Source organism: Ruegeria sp. AD11(2025) (assembly GCF_056542405.1).
This window is the reverse complement of sequence record NZ_JBQFZU010000037.1, coordinates 17,818-33,529: the sequence shown is the minus strand read 5'-3', so window position 1 is coordinate 33,529 and position 15,712 is coordinate 17,818. Positions and strand designations below refer to the sequence as shown.

Below are 15,712 nucleotides of genomic sequence, written 5' to 3'. Positions count from 1 at the left end.
TGTAAGCCAGAAAAGATCAGACATGTTCACCGCTCGTTTTCGAACCGTGAATCACGCCGCTATACGGAAATCAATGGGTCCTGAGCCTAGGAAGATTGATTTCGTGCTTTGAGTCAAAATGCAACCATCAGTTGCGTGTCAACCTACCGCTTCCTCCTCTTCACATTCCCACCCCGCTGCCCCGGCCTGCCGGCCGTTGAGCGTCCGCGCGATTTCACCGCGTCTTCCGAGGCTTTCTCGACTGCCCATTGCCGCGCCATGGGGTCGTCGGCGACGGCCAGGTCGACCGCTTCCAGGCGTTTGATCTCATCCCGGATGTTTGCGGCCTCTTCGAATTCCAGGTTCTCGGCGGCTTTGCGCATCTGGTCGCGCAGGCCGTCCAGATGGGCCTCGAGGTTGGCGCCGTGCATCGGCTTCTCGATGGTGGCGGTGACGCGGTTCATGTCGACGTCGCCTTCGTAGAGACCGGCCAGAACGTCCTCGACATTCTTTTTCACCGTCTCAGGCGTAATGCCATGTTCCTCGTTGTAGGCAAGCTGTTTGGCGCGGCGGCGGTTGGTCTCATTCAGGGCGCGCTCCATGCTGCCGGTGATCTTGTCGGCATACATGATCACCCGCCCGTCGGCGTTCCGCGCGGCGCGGCCGATGGTTTGAACCAGAGAAGTCTCGGACCGCAGAAAGCCCTCTTTATCCGCGTCCAGAATGGCGACCAGCCCGCATTCGGGAATGTCGAGCCCCTCGCGCAGTAGGTTAATCCCCACCAGCACGTCAAACGCCCCCAACCGCAGGTCGCGCAGGATTTCGATGCGTTCCAGCGTGTCGATGTCGGAATGCATGTAGCGGACCTTGATGCCCTGTTCATGCAGATATTCGGTCAGGTCTTCGGCCATACGTTTGGTCAGGGTCGTGACCAGCGTGCGGTAACCGTTCGCTGTGACCTTGCGCACCTCGTCCAGCAAATCGTCCACCTGCATGGATACAGGGCGGATTTCGACCTCAGGATCCAGCAGGCCGGTGGGGCGGATCACCTGTTCGGTGAAGACGCCGCCGGTCTGTTCGATCTCCCATTTAGCTGGTGTGGCCGAGACAAAGACGGATTGCGGGCGCATGGCGTCCCATTCCTCGAACTTGAGGGGTCGGTTGTCCATGCAGGAGGGCAAGCGGAACCCGTGTTCGGCCAGCGTGAATTTGCGCCGATAGTCGCCCCGGTACATGCCGCCGATTTGTGGCACGCTGACATGGCTTTCGTCGGCAAAGACAATCGCGTTATCGGGGATGAATTCGAACAGGGTCGGGGGCGGCTCGCCCGGCGCACGGCCGGTCAGATAGCGCGAGTAGTTCTCGATCCCGTTGCATACGCCGGTGGCCTCAAGCATTTCCAGATCGAAATTGGTGCGCTGTTCCAGACGCTGAGCTTCCAGGAGTTTGCCTTCGCCGACGAGTTGATCCAGCCGGATGCGCAGTTCTTTTTTGATGCCGATGATCGCCTGGTTCATCGTCGGCTTCGGCGTCACATAATGCGAGTTCGCATAAACGCGCACCTGTTCCATCGTCGCGGCGCGTTCGCCAGTCAGCGGGTCGAACTCGGTGATCGTTTCCAATTCCTCACCGAAGAACGAGAGCTTCCAGGCGCGATCCTCAAGGTGGGCGGGCCAGATTTCCAGGGAATCGCCCCGAACCCGGAACGACCCACGTTGAAACGCCTGATCGTTGCGCCGGTATTGCTGGGCCACCAGATCGGCCATCACCTGCCGCTGGTCGTATTCGTTGCCGACCTTCAGATCCTGGGTCATTGCCCCGTAGGTTTCGACCGAACCGATACCGTAGATGCACGACACCGAGGCCACGATGATCACGTCGTCCCGCTCCAACAGCGCCCGCGTGGCCGAGTGGCGCATCCGGTCGATCTGTTCGTTGATTTGTGATTCTTTCTCGATATAGGTGTCCGACCGCGCGACATAGGCCTCGGGCTGGTAGTAGTCATAGTAGGATACGAAGTATTCGACCGAGTTTTCAGGGAAGAACCCTTTGAATTCGCCATAGAGCTGCGCCGCCAGCGTCTTGTTGGGCGCAAGAATGATCGCTGGGCGCTGGGTTTCCTCGATCACCTTGGCCATGGTGAAGGTCTTGCCCGTCCCGGTCGCGCCCAGCAAAACCTGGTCGCGTTCACCGTCCAGCACGCCCCCGGTCAGTTCCTTGATTGCAGTTGGCTGGTCGCCCGCCGGCGAAAACTCGGTATGCATGACGAAGGATTTGCCGCCTTCCAGTTTCAGGCGGGCGCGGACGTCTTCGGCAGTCAGCTGGGTCTTGTCGGAATGAGCGTAAGCCATCAGGGGAGATTCCTTTCGCGCCTGATTTTGATCTGTTTTTGTTCTTGTTCAAGGGGGCAATTTCAATGCCTTAAATTGCGACAATTGCGGACTTGTCCGCGCCGCGCGTCTGGCGCATAAACACCCCTAGCCAAGTGAGTACGGAGAGGCGACATGCGCGCACGGATTTACCAGCCTGCTAGGAATGCGATGACCTCGGGTATGGCCAAGACCCGCAAGTGGGTTCTGGAATACGCCCCCGCGTCGTCGCGCGAGGTTGATCCGCTGATGGGCTGGACCTCATCCAATGACACGCAGACCCAGATACGCCTGAAGTTCGACACCAAGGAAGAGGCGCTGGATTACGCCAAGGACAATGGTATCGACGCACAGGTGAGCGAACCGCACAAGCGCAAACCCAACCTGCGCGCCCGTGGCTATGGCGAAAACTTCGCCACCGACCGGCGTGGTCCTTGGACCCACTGAGTTGATCGACATTCGCGAGGCTGATCCAACCTTGGATGTATTGCGACCGGTGGTCGAGGCGCATTTTGCCCATAGCAAAACGGCCGGTCCCGCGGAAAGCAATCACACCATGGATGCCGAGGCGCTGGCCGGGCCGGGGATTCGGTTCTGGGCCATGTACGAAGCCGACCAGCCAGTTGGGTGCGGTGCGCTCAAGGCGTTGCCGGATGGTACCGCCGAGGTGAAATCGGTGCATGTTCTGGCGCGGGCGCGTGGGCGAGGTCTGGCGCGCAAAATGATGGTCCATCTTGCGGATCTGGCCAGAACAGAAGGGGTTACAGCGCTGGTTCTGGAAACCGGCGCGGCACATCTACCGGAATATGATGCGGCCCGCAAACTCTATGAGGCGCTTGGATATTCCTATTGCGAGCCGATCTACGGATACGAGACCGACCCAAACAGCGCCTTCATGCGCTTGGGTCTTGAACCCCGCCCGTAAAAACCGCAAGAAGGGCGCAGCGGTCCCGTAGCTCAACTGGATAGAGCAGCTGACTTCTAATCAGCAGGTTGAGGGTTCGAGTCCTTCCGGGATCGCCAGTTATCTTAATAGCAGCCTACCGCACCATCGCAGAACTCGAGTGGTTTGGCGTTGCGGACTCTTTGCATCGAAAAAAATATTGCAACCGGTTGCAAAAAGCAACATTGTAACGCCAAGTTAAAGAATCGGGAGAGCCACATGCTGAGAATCGGACTGCTTGGCGCCGGGCGCATTGGTCGGGTACACGCACAGGCCATTGCCGCGCATCCTCAAAGTCAGCTTTGTGCGGTTTCCGACGCGATTTCCGAAGCTGCTGAAAGCCTTGCCGCGGAACAGGGTGCAACGGCACGCGAATCTCAGGAGATTATCGCGGACCAATCAATTGATGCAGTGCTGATTGCGACGCCGACAGACACCCATTCTGAACTGATCGAAGCCGCCACAGAGGCTGGTAAGGCGGTTCTGTGCGAAAAACCCGTTGACCTCAGCCTTGAACGGGCGCTGGCGTGTCAGGCGGTTGCGGCGGAAACCGGCCAGCCGGTAATGGTCGGGTTCAACCGCCGGTTTGACCCCAGCTTCACGACCCTGAAGTCGGCCGCAGACAACGGCGAAATCGGCACGACCGAGATGCTGTCGATCACCTCTTTCGATCCGGCCCCGCCGCCGATCAGTTATGTCAAGGTATCTGGCGGTCTGTTCCGGGACATGATGATCCATGATTTCGACATGGCGAATTACCTGATGGGTCGGCTGCCCGAACGGATTACTGCTGTAGGTTCCTCGATCGTTGACCCCGAGATCGGACGCGCTGGGGATGTGGATACTGCTGTGGTTACAATGATTTATGCCGATGGTCAGATCGTGGTGATCAAGAATTCGCGGCGGGCGGTCTATGGCTATGATCAGCGGATCGAGATGCTGGGTTCGGGCGGGTTGCTGCAAGCCCATAACATTCTGGAAAACGCTGTGGTCAAATCGACGGCCGATGGCGTCACAGGCGCCAAGCCGACCTATTTTTTTCTGGAACGTTACATGCCCGCCTATCGCGCGGAATGGGATGCCTTCGTTCAGGCCGTGCTGACCGATTCGGCGATGCCGGTGACGCTGGAGGATGGCGTTGCAGCCCTGGCAATGGCCGAGGCCGCGACCCGGTCCGCTCAGTCTGGGCAGGCGGTCGAACTGGCCGAGGTTTTGAAACCGGTTGCAAAATGACCCGATATCTAGAAACTGGGGCAAGCTCCGCCAGTTATCGGAGCGGAGGAGATTCGGTGGATCCGAATGATTGGGGCTGAAGCCCCGGCAAAAGACAGACTGTTCTTATGGGAGGAGACCAAATGAATAAGTTCGTAAAAGGCGCATTGGCTGCCGGTGCATTGGCTTTGGCTACCCCTGCATTTGCGCAGGAAATCGTAGTTGTGTCGCACGGTCAGGCAAATGACGCGTTCTGGAACGTCGTCAAGAACGGCGTCGAACAGGCGGGTAAGGATGTCGGCGTCAACGTCGAATACCGCGCGCCCGAGACTTTCGATATGGTGGCCATGTCGCAACTGATCGATGCTGCCGTGAACCAGGAGCCTGACGGGCTGATCGTTTCGATTCCCGACGCAGACGCGCTTGGCCCGTCAATCGAACGTGCGGTCGCGGCCGGTATTCCGGTGATCTCGATCAACTCGGGGTCAGATGTTTCCAAGGATCTGGGCGCACTCCTGCATGTTGGTCAGGATGAATTCGACGCGGGTAAAGCCGCCGGTGAGGCACTGGCCTCGATGGGCGGCGAAACCGCGATTTGTGTGAACCACGAGGTTGGCAACGTCGCACTTGACCTGCGCTGCGCGGGCTTCGCCGAAGGTTTCGGCGGCAATGTCGAAGTGCTGCCGACATCAAACGATCCGTCGGAAATCGAGTCGAAAGTCGCCGCTGCTTTGGCCGCGAACGAAGATGTAGACACTGTCATGGCATTGGGTGCCAGCTCGGCCGGTGAACCGACAGTGGAAGCCGTCAAAGCATCGGGGCGTGACGTGAACGTGGCCTCGTTCGACCTGTCGGCCAACTTCCTGCAGTCGATTGCAGACGGTGACGCGGCCTTTGCCATCGACCAGCAGCAATATCTGCAGGGTTATCTGGCGGTGAACTTCATGGGCCTGCACGCCAAATACGGCCTGATGCCGGGTGGCAACGTACCTTCCGGCCCGAACCTGGTAACTCAGGAAAAGGCCGCTCAGGTGATCGACCTGTCATCGCAGGGCATTCGCTGACCCGAACGGGACAGAGACAAAAGAAACGGCGCTGCGTGCGCCGTTTCAACCGAATTGGGAGGGAAACATGAGTCAGTCAGCGCAAGTTGCAGCGGACGAAAGAGTCAAAAGCGAACCGTTTTTGACCAAGCTAATGAAACGCCCCGAACTTGGTGCGATGGCAGGTGTCGTCCTTGTGGTTATCTTCTTTGCGATCACCGCAGATGAATCGATGTTCACTCTTGCCGGAGTGATGAACTTCATGACGCCTGCGGCGCAATTGGGTATCCTAGCCATCGGGGCCGCTTTGCTCATGATTGGCGGCGAGTTTGACTTGTCCATCGGTTCGATGGTGGCGTTTTCCGGCCTGTTCTTCGGCGTCTGCGTGGTGACTTGGCAGCTGCCGCTGGTCGCCGCGATCCCGATGACGTTTGTTTTTGCGGCCATGGTCGGCGCGATCAACGGCAATATCGTGATCCGCTCGGGCCTGCCGTCGTTTATCGTGACGCTGGCATTTCTGTTCATCCTGCGAGGGTTGTCTCTGGTCGGTCTGAAAATGGCGACCAGCGGGTCGACCCAGCTGCGCGGCGTGCGTGACGCGACCGAAAATGACTGGCTGGCGCCGGTTTTCTCGGGCGAGGCCTTTGGCAGCCTGTTCGCCTGGCTGGCCGAGAAGGGCGCGATCGATACCTTCAAGAGCGGTGCGCCCAAGGTGCCAGGTATTCCGGTCGAAATCCTGTGGTTCATCGTGATGGCGCTGGCTGCAACATATGTACTGCTGCGCACCCCGGCAGGGAACTGGATATTTGCCTCGGGCGGCGACAAGACGGCGGCGTCCAACTCGGGTGTTCCGGTGAACCGTGTCAAAGTCTCTCTGTTTATGCTGACGGCCTGCTGCGCTGCGTTGGTGGCGATCATCACGGTGATGGACGCGGGTTCAACCGATGCACGGCGGGGCTTCCAGAAGGAATTTGAGGCGATCATCGCAGCCGTGATCGGGGGCTGTCTGCTGACCGGTGGCTATGGCTCGGCTATCGGGGCGTTCTTCGGTTCGATCATCTTTGGCATGGTTGTCATCGGCTTGACCTATACCGACTTCGATCAGGACTGGTTCCAGGTCTTCCTGGGCGCCATGCTGCTGATCGCCGTTCTGTTCAACAACGCGATCCGTAAACGCGTAACCGGGGAGCGCTGATATGACCGAAGATACCAAGTTCCACCACGGCGATGCGACCGACGCGGCGCCCATCGTTGAAATGAAAGACATCGAAAAGCACTTTGGCAACATTATTGCTTTGGCTGGTGTCAGCTTTGATGTCAAACCGGGTGAATGCCACTGCTTGCTGGGCGACAACGGTGCGGGCAAATCGACCTTCATCAAGACCATGTCCGGGGTGCACAAACCCACCAAGGGCGAGATCTTTTTCGAAGGCAAGCCGCTGCATTTCGACACCCCGCGTGATGCGATGGAGGCGGGCATTGCGACCGTGTTCCAGGACCTTGCGATGATCCCGCTGATGAGCGTGACGCGGAACTTCTTCATGGGGCGCGAGCCAACTAAAGGAAAGGGTCTGCTCAAGCGGTTCGATGTTGACCAGGCCAATGACGTCTGCATGGAAGAGATGCGCAAGATGGGCATCAATCTGCGCGGACCGGATCAGGCAGTCGGTACGCTTTCCGGCGGCGAGCGGCAGACCGTTGCGATTGCACGCGCGGTTTATTTCGGTGCCAAAATCCTGATCCTGGACGAACCGACCTCGGCCTTGGGTGTGCGCCAAACGTCGAATGTTCTGGCGACCATTGACCGAGTGCGCAGCCAGGGCGTGGGCGTTGTCTTCATCAGCCACAACGTGCGCCATGCGCTGGCGGTGGGCGATCGGTTTACCGTGCTGAACCGGGGCAAGACTCTGGGCACCGCAAAACGGGGCGAAATCACGCCCGAGGAACTGCAGGACCTTATGGCAGGCGGTCAGGAAATGGCCGAACTGGAAGGGTCTTTGGGCGGTACGGTTTAACACCGTTCCTCCCCCCCCTCAGGGGCCAGAGGCCCAACAACTATCGAAATTGCGGAATTGGCCGAAATGGCCTTGTGTTGAAAGGGATCACAATGGACAAAACAGTCCGACTGACCGCAGCGCAAGCTTTGGTGCGCTATCTGGGCGCGCAGATGAACGAAGCCGGAGAGCCGTTCATCGCTGGGGTCTGGGCCATATTTGGCCATGGTAACGTGGCAGGATTGGGCGAGGCGTTGCACGCCGTAAAAGACAGCCTTCCCACCTATCGCGGCCATAACGAGCAGACCATGGCGCACAGTGCGATTGCTTATGCCAAGCAGATGCGTCGTACGCGGACCATGGCCGTCACGTCCTCGATCGGGCCGGGCGCCACGAACATGGTGACTGCAGCGGCGCTGGCGCATGTGAACCGCCTGCCGGTTCTGATCATCCCCGGTGACGTGTTCGCCACCCGTGGTCCCGACCCTGTGTTGCAGCAGATCGAGAGCTTTGGCGACGGTACAATCAGCGCCAATGATTGCTTCAAACCGGTCAGCCGCTATTTCGACCGCATTTCCCGGCCCGAGCACCTGCTGACCGCATTGCCGCGCGCCTTCCGGACCATGACCGACCCGTCTGATTGCGGACCGGTGACGTTGTCCTTTTGTCAGGACGTGCAGGCCGAGGCCTATGACTATCCCCAAAGCTTCTTTGAGCCGCGCGTCTGGTATCAGCGCCGCATTCGCCCGGATGAGGGTGAACTGGCCCGTGCGGTCGCTGCGATCAAAGCCGCCAAAAACCCGGTCATCGTCGCTGGCGGAGGTGTGCACTATTCGGGCGCAACCGATGCGTTACAGAGCTTTGTCGAAACGCATAACATTCTCATAGCCGAGACACAGGCCGGTAAGTCCGCGCTAGCCTGGGATCACCCGTTGAACCTTGGTCCCATCGGCGTGACCGGTGGCGAACCCGCCAACGACATTTGCGCCAAGGCCGATCTGGTGTTGGGCGTCGGGACGCGGTTTCAGGACTTCACCACCGGCTCGTGGGGTCTGTTCTCGAACTCCGAGCGAGAGTTGATCAGCCTGAACACAGCCGCTTATGACGCCGAGAAACACGGCGCGATGCCACTGCAATCCGACGCCCGTGTCGGGCTTGAGGAACTGGGCATTGCTCTGCAGGGATATCGCGCCGACCCTGTGGCCGACACGCTGAAGGCCGATTGGTTCGGCAAGGTCGACAAGCTGACCGACGCGCCCGGCGACGGCAACGCGCTGCCGACCGATATGCAGGTGATTGGCGCGGTTCAGCGTGCCGCGCATGACGATACGGTTGTGATGTGTGCAGCAGGTACCATGCCCGGTGAACTGCACAAACTGTGGAAAGCGCCCCGCCCCGGGGCCTATCACATGGAATACGGCTTCAGTTGCATGGGGTACGAGATCGCGGGCGCCATGGGTATCAAGATGGCCCAGCCGGAGCGCGACGTGATCTGCTTTACCGGCGACGGCACCTATATGATGGCGAACTCGGAAATGGCTTCGGCCGCGATGATGGGCATTTCCTTCACCGTCGTTATTACCGACAACCGCGGTTTTGGCTGCATCAACCGGCTGCAGATGGGCACCGGTGGGGCCGAGTTCAACAACCTGCTGGATCACACGGTCCACAACACGCCCTCGGCCATCGACTTTGCAGCGCACGCGGCGGCGATGGGGGCAACTTCGGTCAAAGTCAGCTCGATTGCCGAGCTTGAGGACGCTTTAGCCAAACGCGGTGACATCAAGGGTCCTTATGTGGTGGTTATCGACACCGATCCCTACCCATCCACCGAATTTGGCGGCACGTGGTGGGAAGTGGCCGTGCCCGAGGTCAGCATCCGCCCCGAAGTGAATGAAAAACGTGCGGCCTATGAGGTCGCACTCAAGGAAAGAAACACCAAATGAGCGTGAAAATCGGCATCTCGCCCATCGCCTGGCAGAATGACGATCTGCCGGACCTTACGGCGGCCTATACCATGGAGCAGGCGTTGAAAGAGGCGCGCGAGATCGGCTATACCGGTGTCGAACGTGGCCAGCGGATGCCCAGCGACACCGAAGGGCTGCGCGCCTATCTGGACGGCAACGATATCGCGCTCTGTGGCGGCTGGTGCTCGGGCAACACGCTGGTCAACAACTTCGCGGCCGAACGTGAAGCCGTGCGGGAACAGTTCGAGCAGTTCGTGGCGCTAAACAGCCCCTGCATCGTCTATGCCGAGTGTTCCAACACCGTACAGGGTCAGATCGGGACTCCGGTCAATGACCGTCCCAAGCTGTCGAAGGATGAGGTTCTGGGCTACGCTGGAAAGCTCACCGAACTGGCGAAATGGATGGCCGATCAGGGCATGCCGATGGCCTATCACCACCACATGGGCACGATCATCGAAAGCGAGGATGACGTGAACTGGCTGATGGAAGGATCGGGCCCCGAGGTAAAGCTGTGCTTTGACACCGGCCACCTGCTGTTTGGTGGTGGCGATGTGATGGCGACCCTCAACCGCTGGGGCGACCGGGTACATCACGTGCATTTCAAGGATATCCGCCCGCCCATCGTGCACGATACGCTTGAGAACAATCGCAGCTTCCTTGATGCAGTGATTGCCGGTGCCTTCACCGTGCCTAGCGATGGCTGCATTGATTTCCAGGCGGTCGCGAACGCGCTCAAGGCGATGGAATACGACGGCTGGATCGTGGTCGAGGCCGAACAGGACCCTGCCAAGGCACCGCCCTATGAGTATTCCAAGAAGGGTTATGACCACATCGTCGATGTCTGCGAGCAGGCAGGGTTGGATATCACGGCGTAACGACCGCCCATAGGCGCAACACCGTAAGCCATGAGAAGGGAGCATGTCATGGTGCATCAAGACCTCGGATATGTCGGCTATTTCGACCGGGAATCCTGCGATCTGGATGAATTCAAGGTGTTGACCTCTCAGAACCTTTCGGCCGATGCGGTGCCCCATGCCGCGTCGGTTGAAAAGAACGTACCTGTCTACGACATGCAGGCGCTGCGCCCGGTGCTAGAGCAGACGGACAAGCGTCAGGCTTTGTTGGCGGAATGGGGCTGGGTTTTGAGTAAGTCAGCTGGGGTGATTGCCCTGAAAGGGGCCTATTCGGATACCTCCGTGATCGACCGGGCCACAGAGGTATTCCGACAGATCATCGATGAGGAACGGCGAAGCGGGGCAGGTGAAGGTGATCACTTCGCCGCCTCGGGTGCGAATGACAGGGTTTGGAATGCGCTGCAAAAGCAATGCCTGTGCGACCCGGAAGGTTTTGCACTGTATTTTGGGAACACCGCGATTGCGGTCGCCTGCGAGGCTTGGTTGGGCCCCAACTATCAAATGACCGCGCAAGTCAATCAGGTACGCCCCGGAGGCAAGGCGCAGCAAGCGCACAGGGACTACCACCTGGGTTTCCAAAGCGCCGACAGCGCCGCGCGGTATCCCGCCCTTACCCATCACCTGACCGCTGCGCTGACCCTGCAAGGGGCCGTTGCCCATTGTGACATGCCGGTGGAAAGTGGCCCGACCAAGTTGCTTCCGTTCTCGCAGCTCTATCCGTCGGGCTATCTGGCATTTCACGATCCCGCGCATCAGGACCATTTCGAAGACAACTATGTTCAGTTGCCTCTGTCAAAAGGGGACGCGGTGTTCTTCAACCCGGCGCTGTTCCACTCTGCCGGAGAAAATAGCAGCGCCGATATCGACCGCATGGCGAACCTGCTGCAAATCTCGTCGGCCTTCGGGCGCGCGATGGAAGCGGTGGATCGTCGTGCCATGTCGCAGGCCGTGTTCCCCCATCTGATCGCGTTGAAACAGCGTGGAGATCTGGCCCAGTCGGAACTGGATGCGGCGATTGCGGCCACCGCAGAAGGCTATCCTTTCCCGACCAATCTGGACACGGACCCCCCGATCGGGGGCAATGCGCCGGAAAGCCAGGCGGATGTCCTGCGCCGGGCGGTCACAGAGGGCTGGACCGAGGCGCAACTGGTCAAGGCGCTCTCGGCCCTGAAGGCAAGGCAAGCTGCCTGAGACAACATAGGGGTGAGCTGTTCGCCCGCTCATCAAGGAGACGACACCATGGCAGACCTGCTCAAGAAACCGTTCGGGACCCGCGGCAAGGTCCACGATATCACTCCGGCCAGTGCAGGGTGGCGCTATGTCGGTTTCGGCCTTTATCATCTGCGTGCAGGTGACGAAGCCGCCGAGGCCACGGGCGACCGCGAGGTCATCTTGGTCATGGTCGAAGGCAAGGCGCAGATCACCGGGGCCGGGCAGAATTGGGGCGTTCTGGGCGACCGTTTGGACGTTTTCGAAAAGTCACCGCCGCATTGTCTGTACCTGCCGAATGGAACCGAGTGGGAAGCTGTCGCCGAAACTGATTGCGTCATCGCCGTCTGCTCGGCCCCCGGCAAAGGCGGGCATCAGGCCCGGCGCATCGGCCCTGACGGCATTACCCTGACTGAGCGCGGCAAGGGCGTGAACACGCGCCATATAAACAATATCGCGATGGAGAACGAGGACTATGCCGACAGCCTGCTGGTGACCGAGGTGTTCACGCCGAATGGCCACTGGTCGTCTTATCCCAGCCACCGCCATGATGAGGATGATTATCCCCGGATCACTTATCTGGAGGAGACCTATTACCACCGCCTCAACCCGGCCACCGGATTTGGTATCCAGCGAGTTTATACCGATGACGGCCAGTTGGACGAGTCGATGGCCGTGTCCGATGGCGATGTTGTGACTGTCCCGCGCGGCCATCACCCTTGCGGTGCGCCCTATGGGTTTGAGATGTACTATCTGAATGTCATGGCCGGACCGTTGCGGAAATGGCGTTTTGTGGCGGCCCCCGAGGTCGAATGGATCATGGAGCGTGACGGATGACCCGAGACTTTGCCACCTATCCCAGTCTGAACGGCAAGACCGTTTTCATCACCGGCGGGGCAGGGGGAATTGGTGCAGAAACAGTCCGAGCCTTCGCGGCCCAAGGGGCCAAGGTCGGGATTCTGGATATTGACGCGGACGCGGGGCACGCGCTGTTGGCGCAGGTGGACGGCGAACACGTCTTCGCCCAATGCGACTTGCGCGATGTCGAAGCGCTGCGTATCGCATTGGCAGAGTTGACGGACGAACTTGGTGCGGCTCATGTCTTGGTCAACAACGCTGCGCGTGACGACCGGCACGATTGGCGCGAGGTGACGCCGGACTACTGGGACGAGCGTATGGCGACCAATATCCGACACATGTTCTTTGCCATCCAATCTGTCGCGCCAGCGATGATCGAACGGGGCGGTGGGGCCATCGTCAACCTCGGCTCAAACTCATGGTGGGAGGCCGGCGCGGGCTTCCCGGCCTATGCCACCGCAAAATCGGCCGTGCATGGCCTGACCCGCACGATGGCGCGCGAACTGGGAGATCACCGTATTCGCGTGAACACGGTAGTGCCCGGTTGGATCATGACCGAGCGCCAGAAGGACCTCTGGGTTACGCCCGAAGCACTGGCCAAGCAGGTCGACCGCCAATGCCTGCCGGACCCGATTGATCCGGTCTACGTGGCGCGGATGGTGCTGTTTTTGGCCTCTGACGATGCTGCCATGTGCAGCGCGGGGAATTTCATGGTCGAAGGCGGGTCGATCTGATGGTCCCATATTCTGAGGTTTAGGATGTCCCAACCATTCCAATTGGCAGCCTGTGCCGAAATGCTTTGGCTGGATAAGCCAATCGATTGGCGCGCCGCTCGCTTGACGGAAATGGGGTTCGGTGTAGGTCTGTGGAACTGGCCTGAGTGGGATCTCGATAAACTCGAACGCGTCGGCGCGAATTTCACGATCATGAACGGCTATCTCGAAGGCCGTCTTGCGGATGACCAAGGCGCAGATATGTTGCTGAAATCTGCGCGCGAAACAGTGCAGATCGGCAAACGTTTGGGTGTGGATCGTTTAAACTTGCACGGTACAGGACTGGGTGATGGCGGTATTCCAATCTGGCAGCACGAATCCGTCACGGGGAAAATGTGGTTAAAAGCGCGGGATACACTGAGCCGAATTTGCGATCTGGCTGAGGAAGAAGGTGCGGTATTCACGCTGGAGAACCTGAATCGGCTGGACCATCCCGGTTGTCCGTTCGGGTCGACAGCGGATGTATTGGATTTGGTCTCAGCTATTGATCGCCCACAATTGCGCATTAATCTCGACCTGTATCACACGCAGATCGGAGAGGGTGACCTGATCCGCTGGTGCGAAAAATGCTTGCCTTGGATTGGAGAAGTTCAGGTTGCTGACAATCCGGGCCGGTGCGAGCCGGGATCGGGTGAGATCAATTTCGCGGCAGTTGCACAGGCGTTGAATGATATGGGTTACCGTGGGCCAGTCGGAATGGAAGCCTTTGCGGCAGGCGACCCGGAAGTGGCGCTAATGGCTTTCCGGGATTTTTTTACGCTCTAGCGGCTTATCTTTGCGGCGGCGCTCCGAAAGCGCGAATGACAGTACGGGCGGCTGCCTCGACCGGATCGTGGGTTTCTTTCAGGATGGTGACGCGGTCGAACCTGTTGGGGTCGCGGTTCACCGCCTCGCGCAGCGCTGCACCGAAGGCCATGCGCAGCTCGGTTCCGATGTTGAACTTGCAGATCGAGGTTTCGCGGGCGAGACGCTTGCGCTGCTCGACCGGAACGCCAGAACCGCCATGGATCACCAGTGGCACTTCGGTTATGGCGTCGATCTGGCGTATGCGATCCTCGTCCAGACCGCCCTCTTTGTTTTGCTGCAGATGGACGTTGCCGACCGAGATGGCCATCGCATCCACGCCGCTTTCACGGGCAAACTGCGCCGCCTCGGCCGGGTCGGTTCCGTTTGACCCTTCGCCGCCGGAATAGCCGACAAAACCGATCTCACCTTCGCAGGAGATTCCGGCCGCGTGGGCCATCTCGGCTATTGCAGCGGTTTCGTCGATGTTTTGCTGCAGCGGTTTGCGCGAGCCGTCGAACATCAGCGATGTGAACCCGCTATCCAGCGCGATCTTGCACTCTTCAAACGTATAGCCGTGGTCCAGATGGGCGACCACAGGGACTGAGGCGTTCTCGGCCAGATGGCGAAACATCTTGCCCAGAACGGGCAGCGGCGTGTGTTCGCGGCAGCTGGGGCCAGCCTGCAGGATCACAGGGGCGTTTTCGGCCTCGGCCGCGGCCACGTAAGCGCGCATGTCTTCCCAGCCCAGGGTGACAAGGCCGCCTACGGCATAGCCTTGCTCATAAGCCGGGGTCAGGACGTCTTTCAGCGTGACGAGGGTCATTTGAATTTCGCGATCATGTCTTTGATGCCCGGAATGGTCTCGATCTGATAGGCATGTGTCGGTTGGAAATACTGCACCAGCGAGCGCTGGCTGAGACCGCCGAGGATGGTGAAATAGTACATCTCATACCCCGGCAGCACGCAGCAGGGGTGGTAGCCTTTGTCGATGCAGATCGTTGAGCCATCGACGATGTGATAGGCATCGCCGGGCTCGTTGTCCTCACGCTGCAACATCTGCAGACCCGAACCCCAGTTGGGTTTGAAGCGGAAATTGTAGGTCTCGTCGTGGCGGCTTTCATCCGGCAGACGGTTGGTGTCGTGCTTGTGGCTGGGGAAGCCGGACCAGCCGCCCTGACCTACCGTGAACAGCTCACTGACCAGCAGGCGGCCCACCTTGTCATGCTGTTTCTGGCCAAGGATGTGCTTGATCTTGCGGTGGGTTTTAGTGTCGTCGCTGCCGTATTGCACAAGGTCATGCTGGCGGACGTCGAACGGGTCCAGCACCTTGTCGTATTTGGCGCCTGCAATGAAAACTTCGGCCTCATCCGAGACGCAAACCATCTGGGCCTTGGCTCCGACGGGGACATAGACACCCTCGGGCTCGCCATCCCACACGTCTTCGCCCCGGTTGCCGAGCTTGGGGAACTGCATGCCTTCGACGTCTACATCCACGCTGCCGGTGGCAGGGGCGATGCAGGTTTCATACCCCGGCACCTGATATTCGAACGCCTCACCCTTTTTCAGTTTGACGATGTTGAAATAGTTCAGCGGCACCGTCGGGTCGTCGGCGTCGACGATGGGTTTGTTCTGATTGTCATAGGGCGCGATATGCATGGGAGCCTC

The 15,712-nt window shown here is 59.4% G+C and carries 15 protein-coding genes and 1 tRNA gene; 13 read left to right on the top strand and 3 right to left on the bottom strand.

All coding sequences use genetic code 11. The annotated features are described in order from the left end of the window. Positions 1-143 precede the first annotated feature (143 nt). Positions 144-2,330 carry an excinuclease ABC subunit UvrB gene (gene uvrB / locus ACR1XY_RS21950; protein ID WP_480596522.1) on the bottom strand — a complete coding sequence of 729 codons (2,187 nt, stop codon included), beginning with the start codon at positions 2,328-2,330 and terminating at the stop codon, positions 144-146. A 153-nt stretch (positions 2,331-2,483) separates the two neighbouring features. On the opposite strand from uvrB, the gene ACR1XY_RS21945 reads away from it, so the two are divergent. The 13 genes from ACR1XY_RS21945 to ACR1XY_RS21885 all read left to right on the top strand — a co-directional run bounded on the left by ACR1XY_RS21945 (position 2,484) and on the right by ACR1XY_RS21885 (position 14,026). Continuing rightward, on the top strand, positions 2,484-2,795 hold the full coding sequence (locus ACR1XY_RS21945) for an ETC complex I subunit (protein WP_480596520.1): 312 nt from the start codon (positions 2,484-2,486) through the stop codon (positions 2,793-2,795). Next, positions 2,749-3,273: a GNAT family N-acetyltransferase gene (locus ACR1XY_RS21940; protein ID WP_480596518.1), complete on the top strand. Its 525-nt coding sequence runs from the start codon at positions 2,749-2,751 to the stop codon at positions 3,271-3,273. Before ACR1XY_RS21945 ends, ACR1XY_RS21940 begins: the two co-directional genes overlap by 47 nt. A gap of 21 nt (positions 3,274-3,294) precedes the next feature. Next, positions 3,295-3,371: transfer RNA gene (locus tag ACR1XY_RS21935), tRNA-Arg, on the top strand. Between the two features lie 139 nt (positions 3,372-3,510). Next, on the top strand, positions 3,511-4,524 hold the full coding sequence (gene iolG, locus ACR1XY_RS21930) for an inositol 2-dehydrogenase (RefSeq protein ID WP_480596516.1): 1,014 nt from the start codon (positions 3,511-3,513) through the stop codon (positions 4,522-4,524). Positions 4,525-4,646: 122 nt separating this feature from the next. After that, complete coding sequence (locus ACR1XY_RS21925; RefSeq protein WP_480596514.1) at positions 4,647-5,567, top strand: sugar ABC transporter substrate-binding protein; 921 nt, start codon at positions 4,647-4,649, stop codon at positions 5,565-5,567. A gap of 67 nt (positions 5,568-5,634) precedes the next feature. After that, positions 5,635-6,741, top strand: coding sequence for an ABC transporter permease (locus ACR1XY_RS21920; RefSeq protein WP_480596512.1), 1,107 nt, complete (start codon positions 5,635-5,637; stop codon positions 6,739-6,741). Between the two features lies 1 nt (position 6,742). After that, positions 6,743-7,561 carry an ATP-binding cassette domain-containing protein gene (locus ACR1XY_RS21915; RefSeq protein ID WP_480596510.1) on the top strand — a complete coding sequence of 273 codons (819 nt, stop codon included), beginning with the start codon at positions 6,743-6,745 and terminating at the stop codon, positions 7,559-7,561. A 92-nt stretch (positions 7,562-7,653) separates the two neighbouring features. Next, positions 7,654-9,486 carry a 3D-(3,5/4)-trihydroxycyclohexane-1,2-dione acylhydrolase (decyclizing) gene (gene iolD / locus ACR1XY_RS21910; protein WP_480596507.1) on the top strand — a complete coding sequence of 611 codons (1,833 nt, stop codon included), beginning with the start codon at positions 7,654-7,656 and terminating at the stop codon, positions 9,484-9,486. Continuing rightward, positions 9,483-10,382: a myo-inosose-2 dehydratase gene (gene iolE / locus ACR1XY_RS21905; RefSeq protein WP_480596505.1), complete on the top strand. Its 900-nt coding sequence runs from the start codon at positions 9,483-9,485 to the stop codon at positions 10,380-10,382. Before iolD ends, iolE begins: the two co-directional genes overlap by 4 nt. A gap of 48 nt (positions 10,383-10,430) precedes the next feature. Further along, complete coding sequence (locus ACR1XY_RS21900) at positions 10,431-11,612, top strand: phytanoyl-CoA dioxygenase family protein (protein WP_480596502.1); 1,182 nt, start codon at positions 10,431-10,433, stop codon at positions 11,610-11,612. Positions 11,613-11,660: 48 nt separating this feature from the next. Next, a complete protein-coding gene (gene iolB, locus ACR1XY_RS21895; protein WP_480596500.1) occupies positions 11,661-12,467 on the top strand; it encodes a 5-deoxy-glucuronate isomerase in 807 nt (268 codons plus the stop codon). Continuing rightward, positions 12,464-13,222 carry an SDR family NAD(P)-dependent oxidoreductase gene (locus ACR1XY_RS21890; RefSeq protein WP_480596498.1) on the top strand — a complete coding sequence of 253 codons (759 nt, stop codon included), beginning with the start codon at positions 12,464-12,466 and terminating at the stop codon, positions 13,220-13,222. Before iolB ends, ACR1XY_RS21890 begins: the two co-directional genes overlap by 4 nt. Positions 13,223-13,246: 24 nt before the next feature. Further along, entirely contained in the window at positions 13,247-14,026 is a 780-nt protein-coding gene (locus ACR1XY_RS21885; RefSeq protein WP_480596496.1) for a TIM barrel protein, read from the top strand. 4 nt (positions 14,027-14,030) lie between these two features. On the opposite strand, the gene ACR1XY_RS21880 is transcribed toward ACR1XY_RS21885, so the two are convergent. Both ACR1XY_RS21880 and ACR1XY_RS21875 read right to left on the bottom strand, forming a co-directional pair. Next, positions 14,031-14,870 (bottom strand): class II fructose-bisphosphate aldolase, encoded by an 840-nt coding sequence (locus tag ACR1XY_RS21880; protein ID WP_480596494.1) that lies wholly within the window; start codon positions 14,868-14,870, stop codon positions 14,031-14,033. Next, positions 14,867-15,703, bottom strand: a complete 837-nt coding sequence (locus ACR1XY_RS21875) for a 5-deoxy-glucuronate isomerase (protein WP_480596492.1) — start codon at positions 15,701-15,703, stop codon at positions 14,867-14,869. Before ACR1XY_RS21875 ends, ACR1XY_RS21880 begins: the two co-directional genes overlap by 4 nt. Between the last annotated feature and the right edge of the window lie 9 nt (positions 15,704-15,712).

Bases quoted from the DNA above. Each gene is read 5' to 3' on its own strand.
- uvrB (WP_480596522.1), bottom strand. From the start codon at position 2,330: ATGGCTTACGCTCATTCCGACAAGACCCAGCTGACTGCCGAAGACGTC.
- ACR1XY_RS21945 (WP_480596520.1), top strand. From the start codon at position 2,484: ATGCGCGCACGGATTTACCAGCCTGCTAGGAATGCGATGACCTCGGGT.
- ACR1XY_RS21940 (WP_480596518.1), top strand. From the start codon at position 2,749: ATGGCGAAAACTTCGCCACCGACCGGCGTGGTCCTTGGACCCACTGAG.
- iolG (WP_480596516.1), top strand. From the start codon at position 3,511: ATGCTGAGAATCGGACTGCTTGGCGCCGGGCGCATTGGTCGGGTACAC.
- ACR1XY_RS21925 (WP_480596514.1), top strand. From the start codon at position 4,647: ATGAATAAGTTCGTAAAAGGCGCATTGGCTGCCGGTGCATTGGCTTTG.
- ACR1XY_RS21920 (WP_480596512.1), top strand. From the start codon at position 5,635: ATGAGTCAGTCAGCGCAAGTTGCAGCGGACGAAAGAGTCAAAAGCGAA.
- ACR1XY_RS21915 (WP_480596510.1), top strand. From the start codon at position 6,743: ATGACCGAAGATACCAAGTTCCACCACGGCGATGCGACCGACGCGGCG.
- iolD (WP_480596507.1), top strand. From the start codon at position 7,654: ATGGACAAAACAGTCCGACTGACCGCAGCGCAAGCTTTGGTGCGCTAT.
- iolE (WP_480596505.1), top strand. From the start codon at position 9,483: ATGAGCGTGAAAATCGGCATCTCGCCCATCGCCTGGCAGAATGACGAT.
- ACR1XY_RS21900 (WP_480596502.1), top strand. From the start codon at position 10,431: ATGGTGCATCAAGACCTCGGATATGTCGGCTATTTCGACCGGGAATCC.
- iolB (WP_480596500.1), top strand. From the start codon at position 11,661: ATGGCAGACCTGCTCAAGAAACCGTTCGGGACCCGCGGCAAGGTCCAC.
- ACR1XY_RS21890 (WP_480596498.1), top strand. From the start codon at position 12,464: ATGACCCGAGACTTTGCCACCTATCCCAGTCTGAACGGCAAGACCGTT.
- ACR1XY_RS21885 (WP_480596496.1), top strand. From the start codon at position 13,247: ATGTCCCAACCATTCCAATTGGCAGCCTGTGCCGAAATGCTTTGGCTG.
- ACR1XY_RS21880 (WP_480596494.1), bottom strand. From the start codon at position 14,870: ATGACCCTCGTCACGCTGAAAGACGTCCTGACCCCGGCTTATGAGCAA.
- ACR1XY_RS21875 (WP_480596492.1), bottom strand. From the start codon at position 15,703: ATGCATATCGCGCCCTATGACAATCAGAACAAACCCATCGTCGACGCC.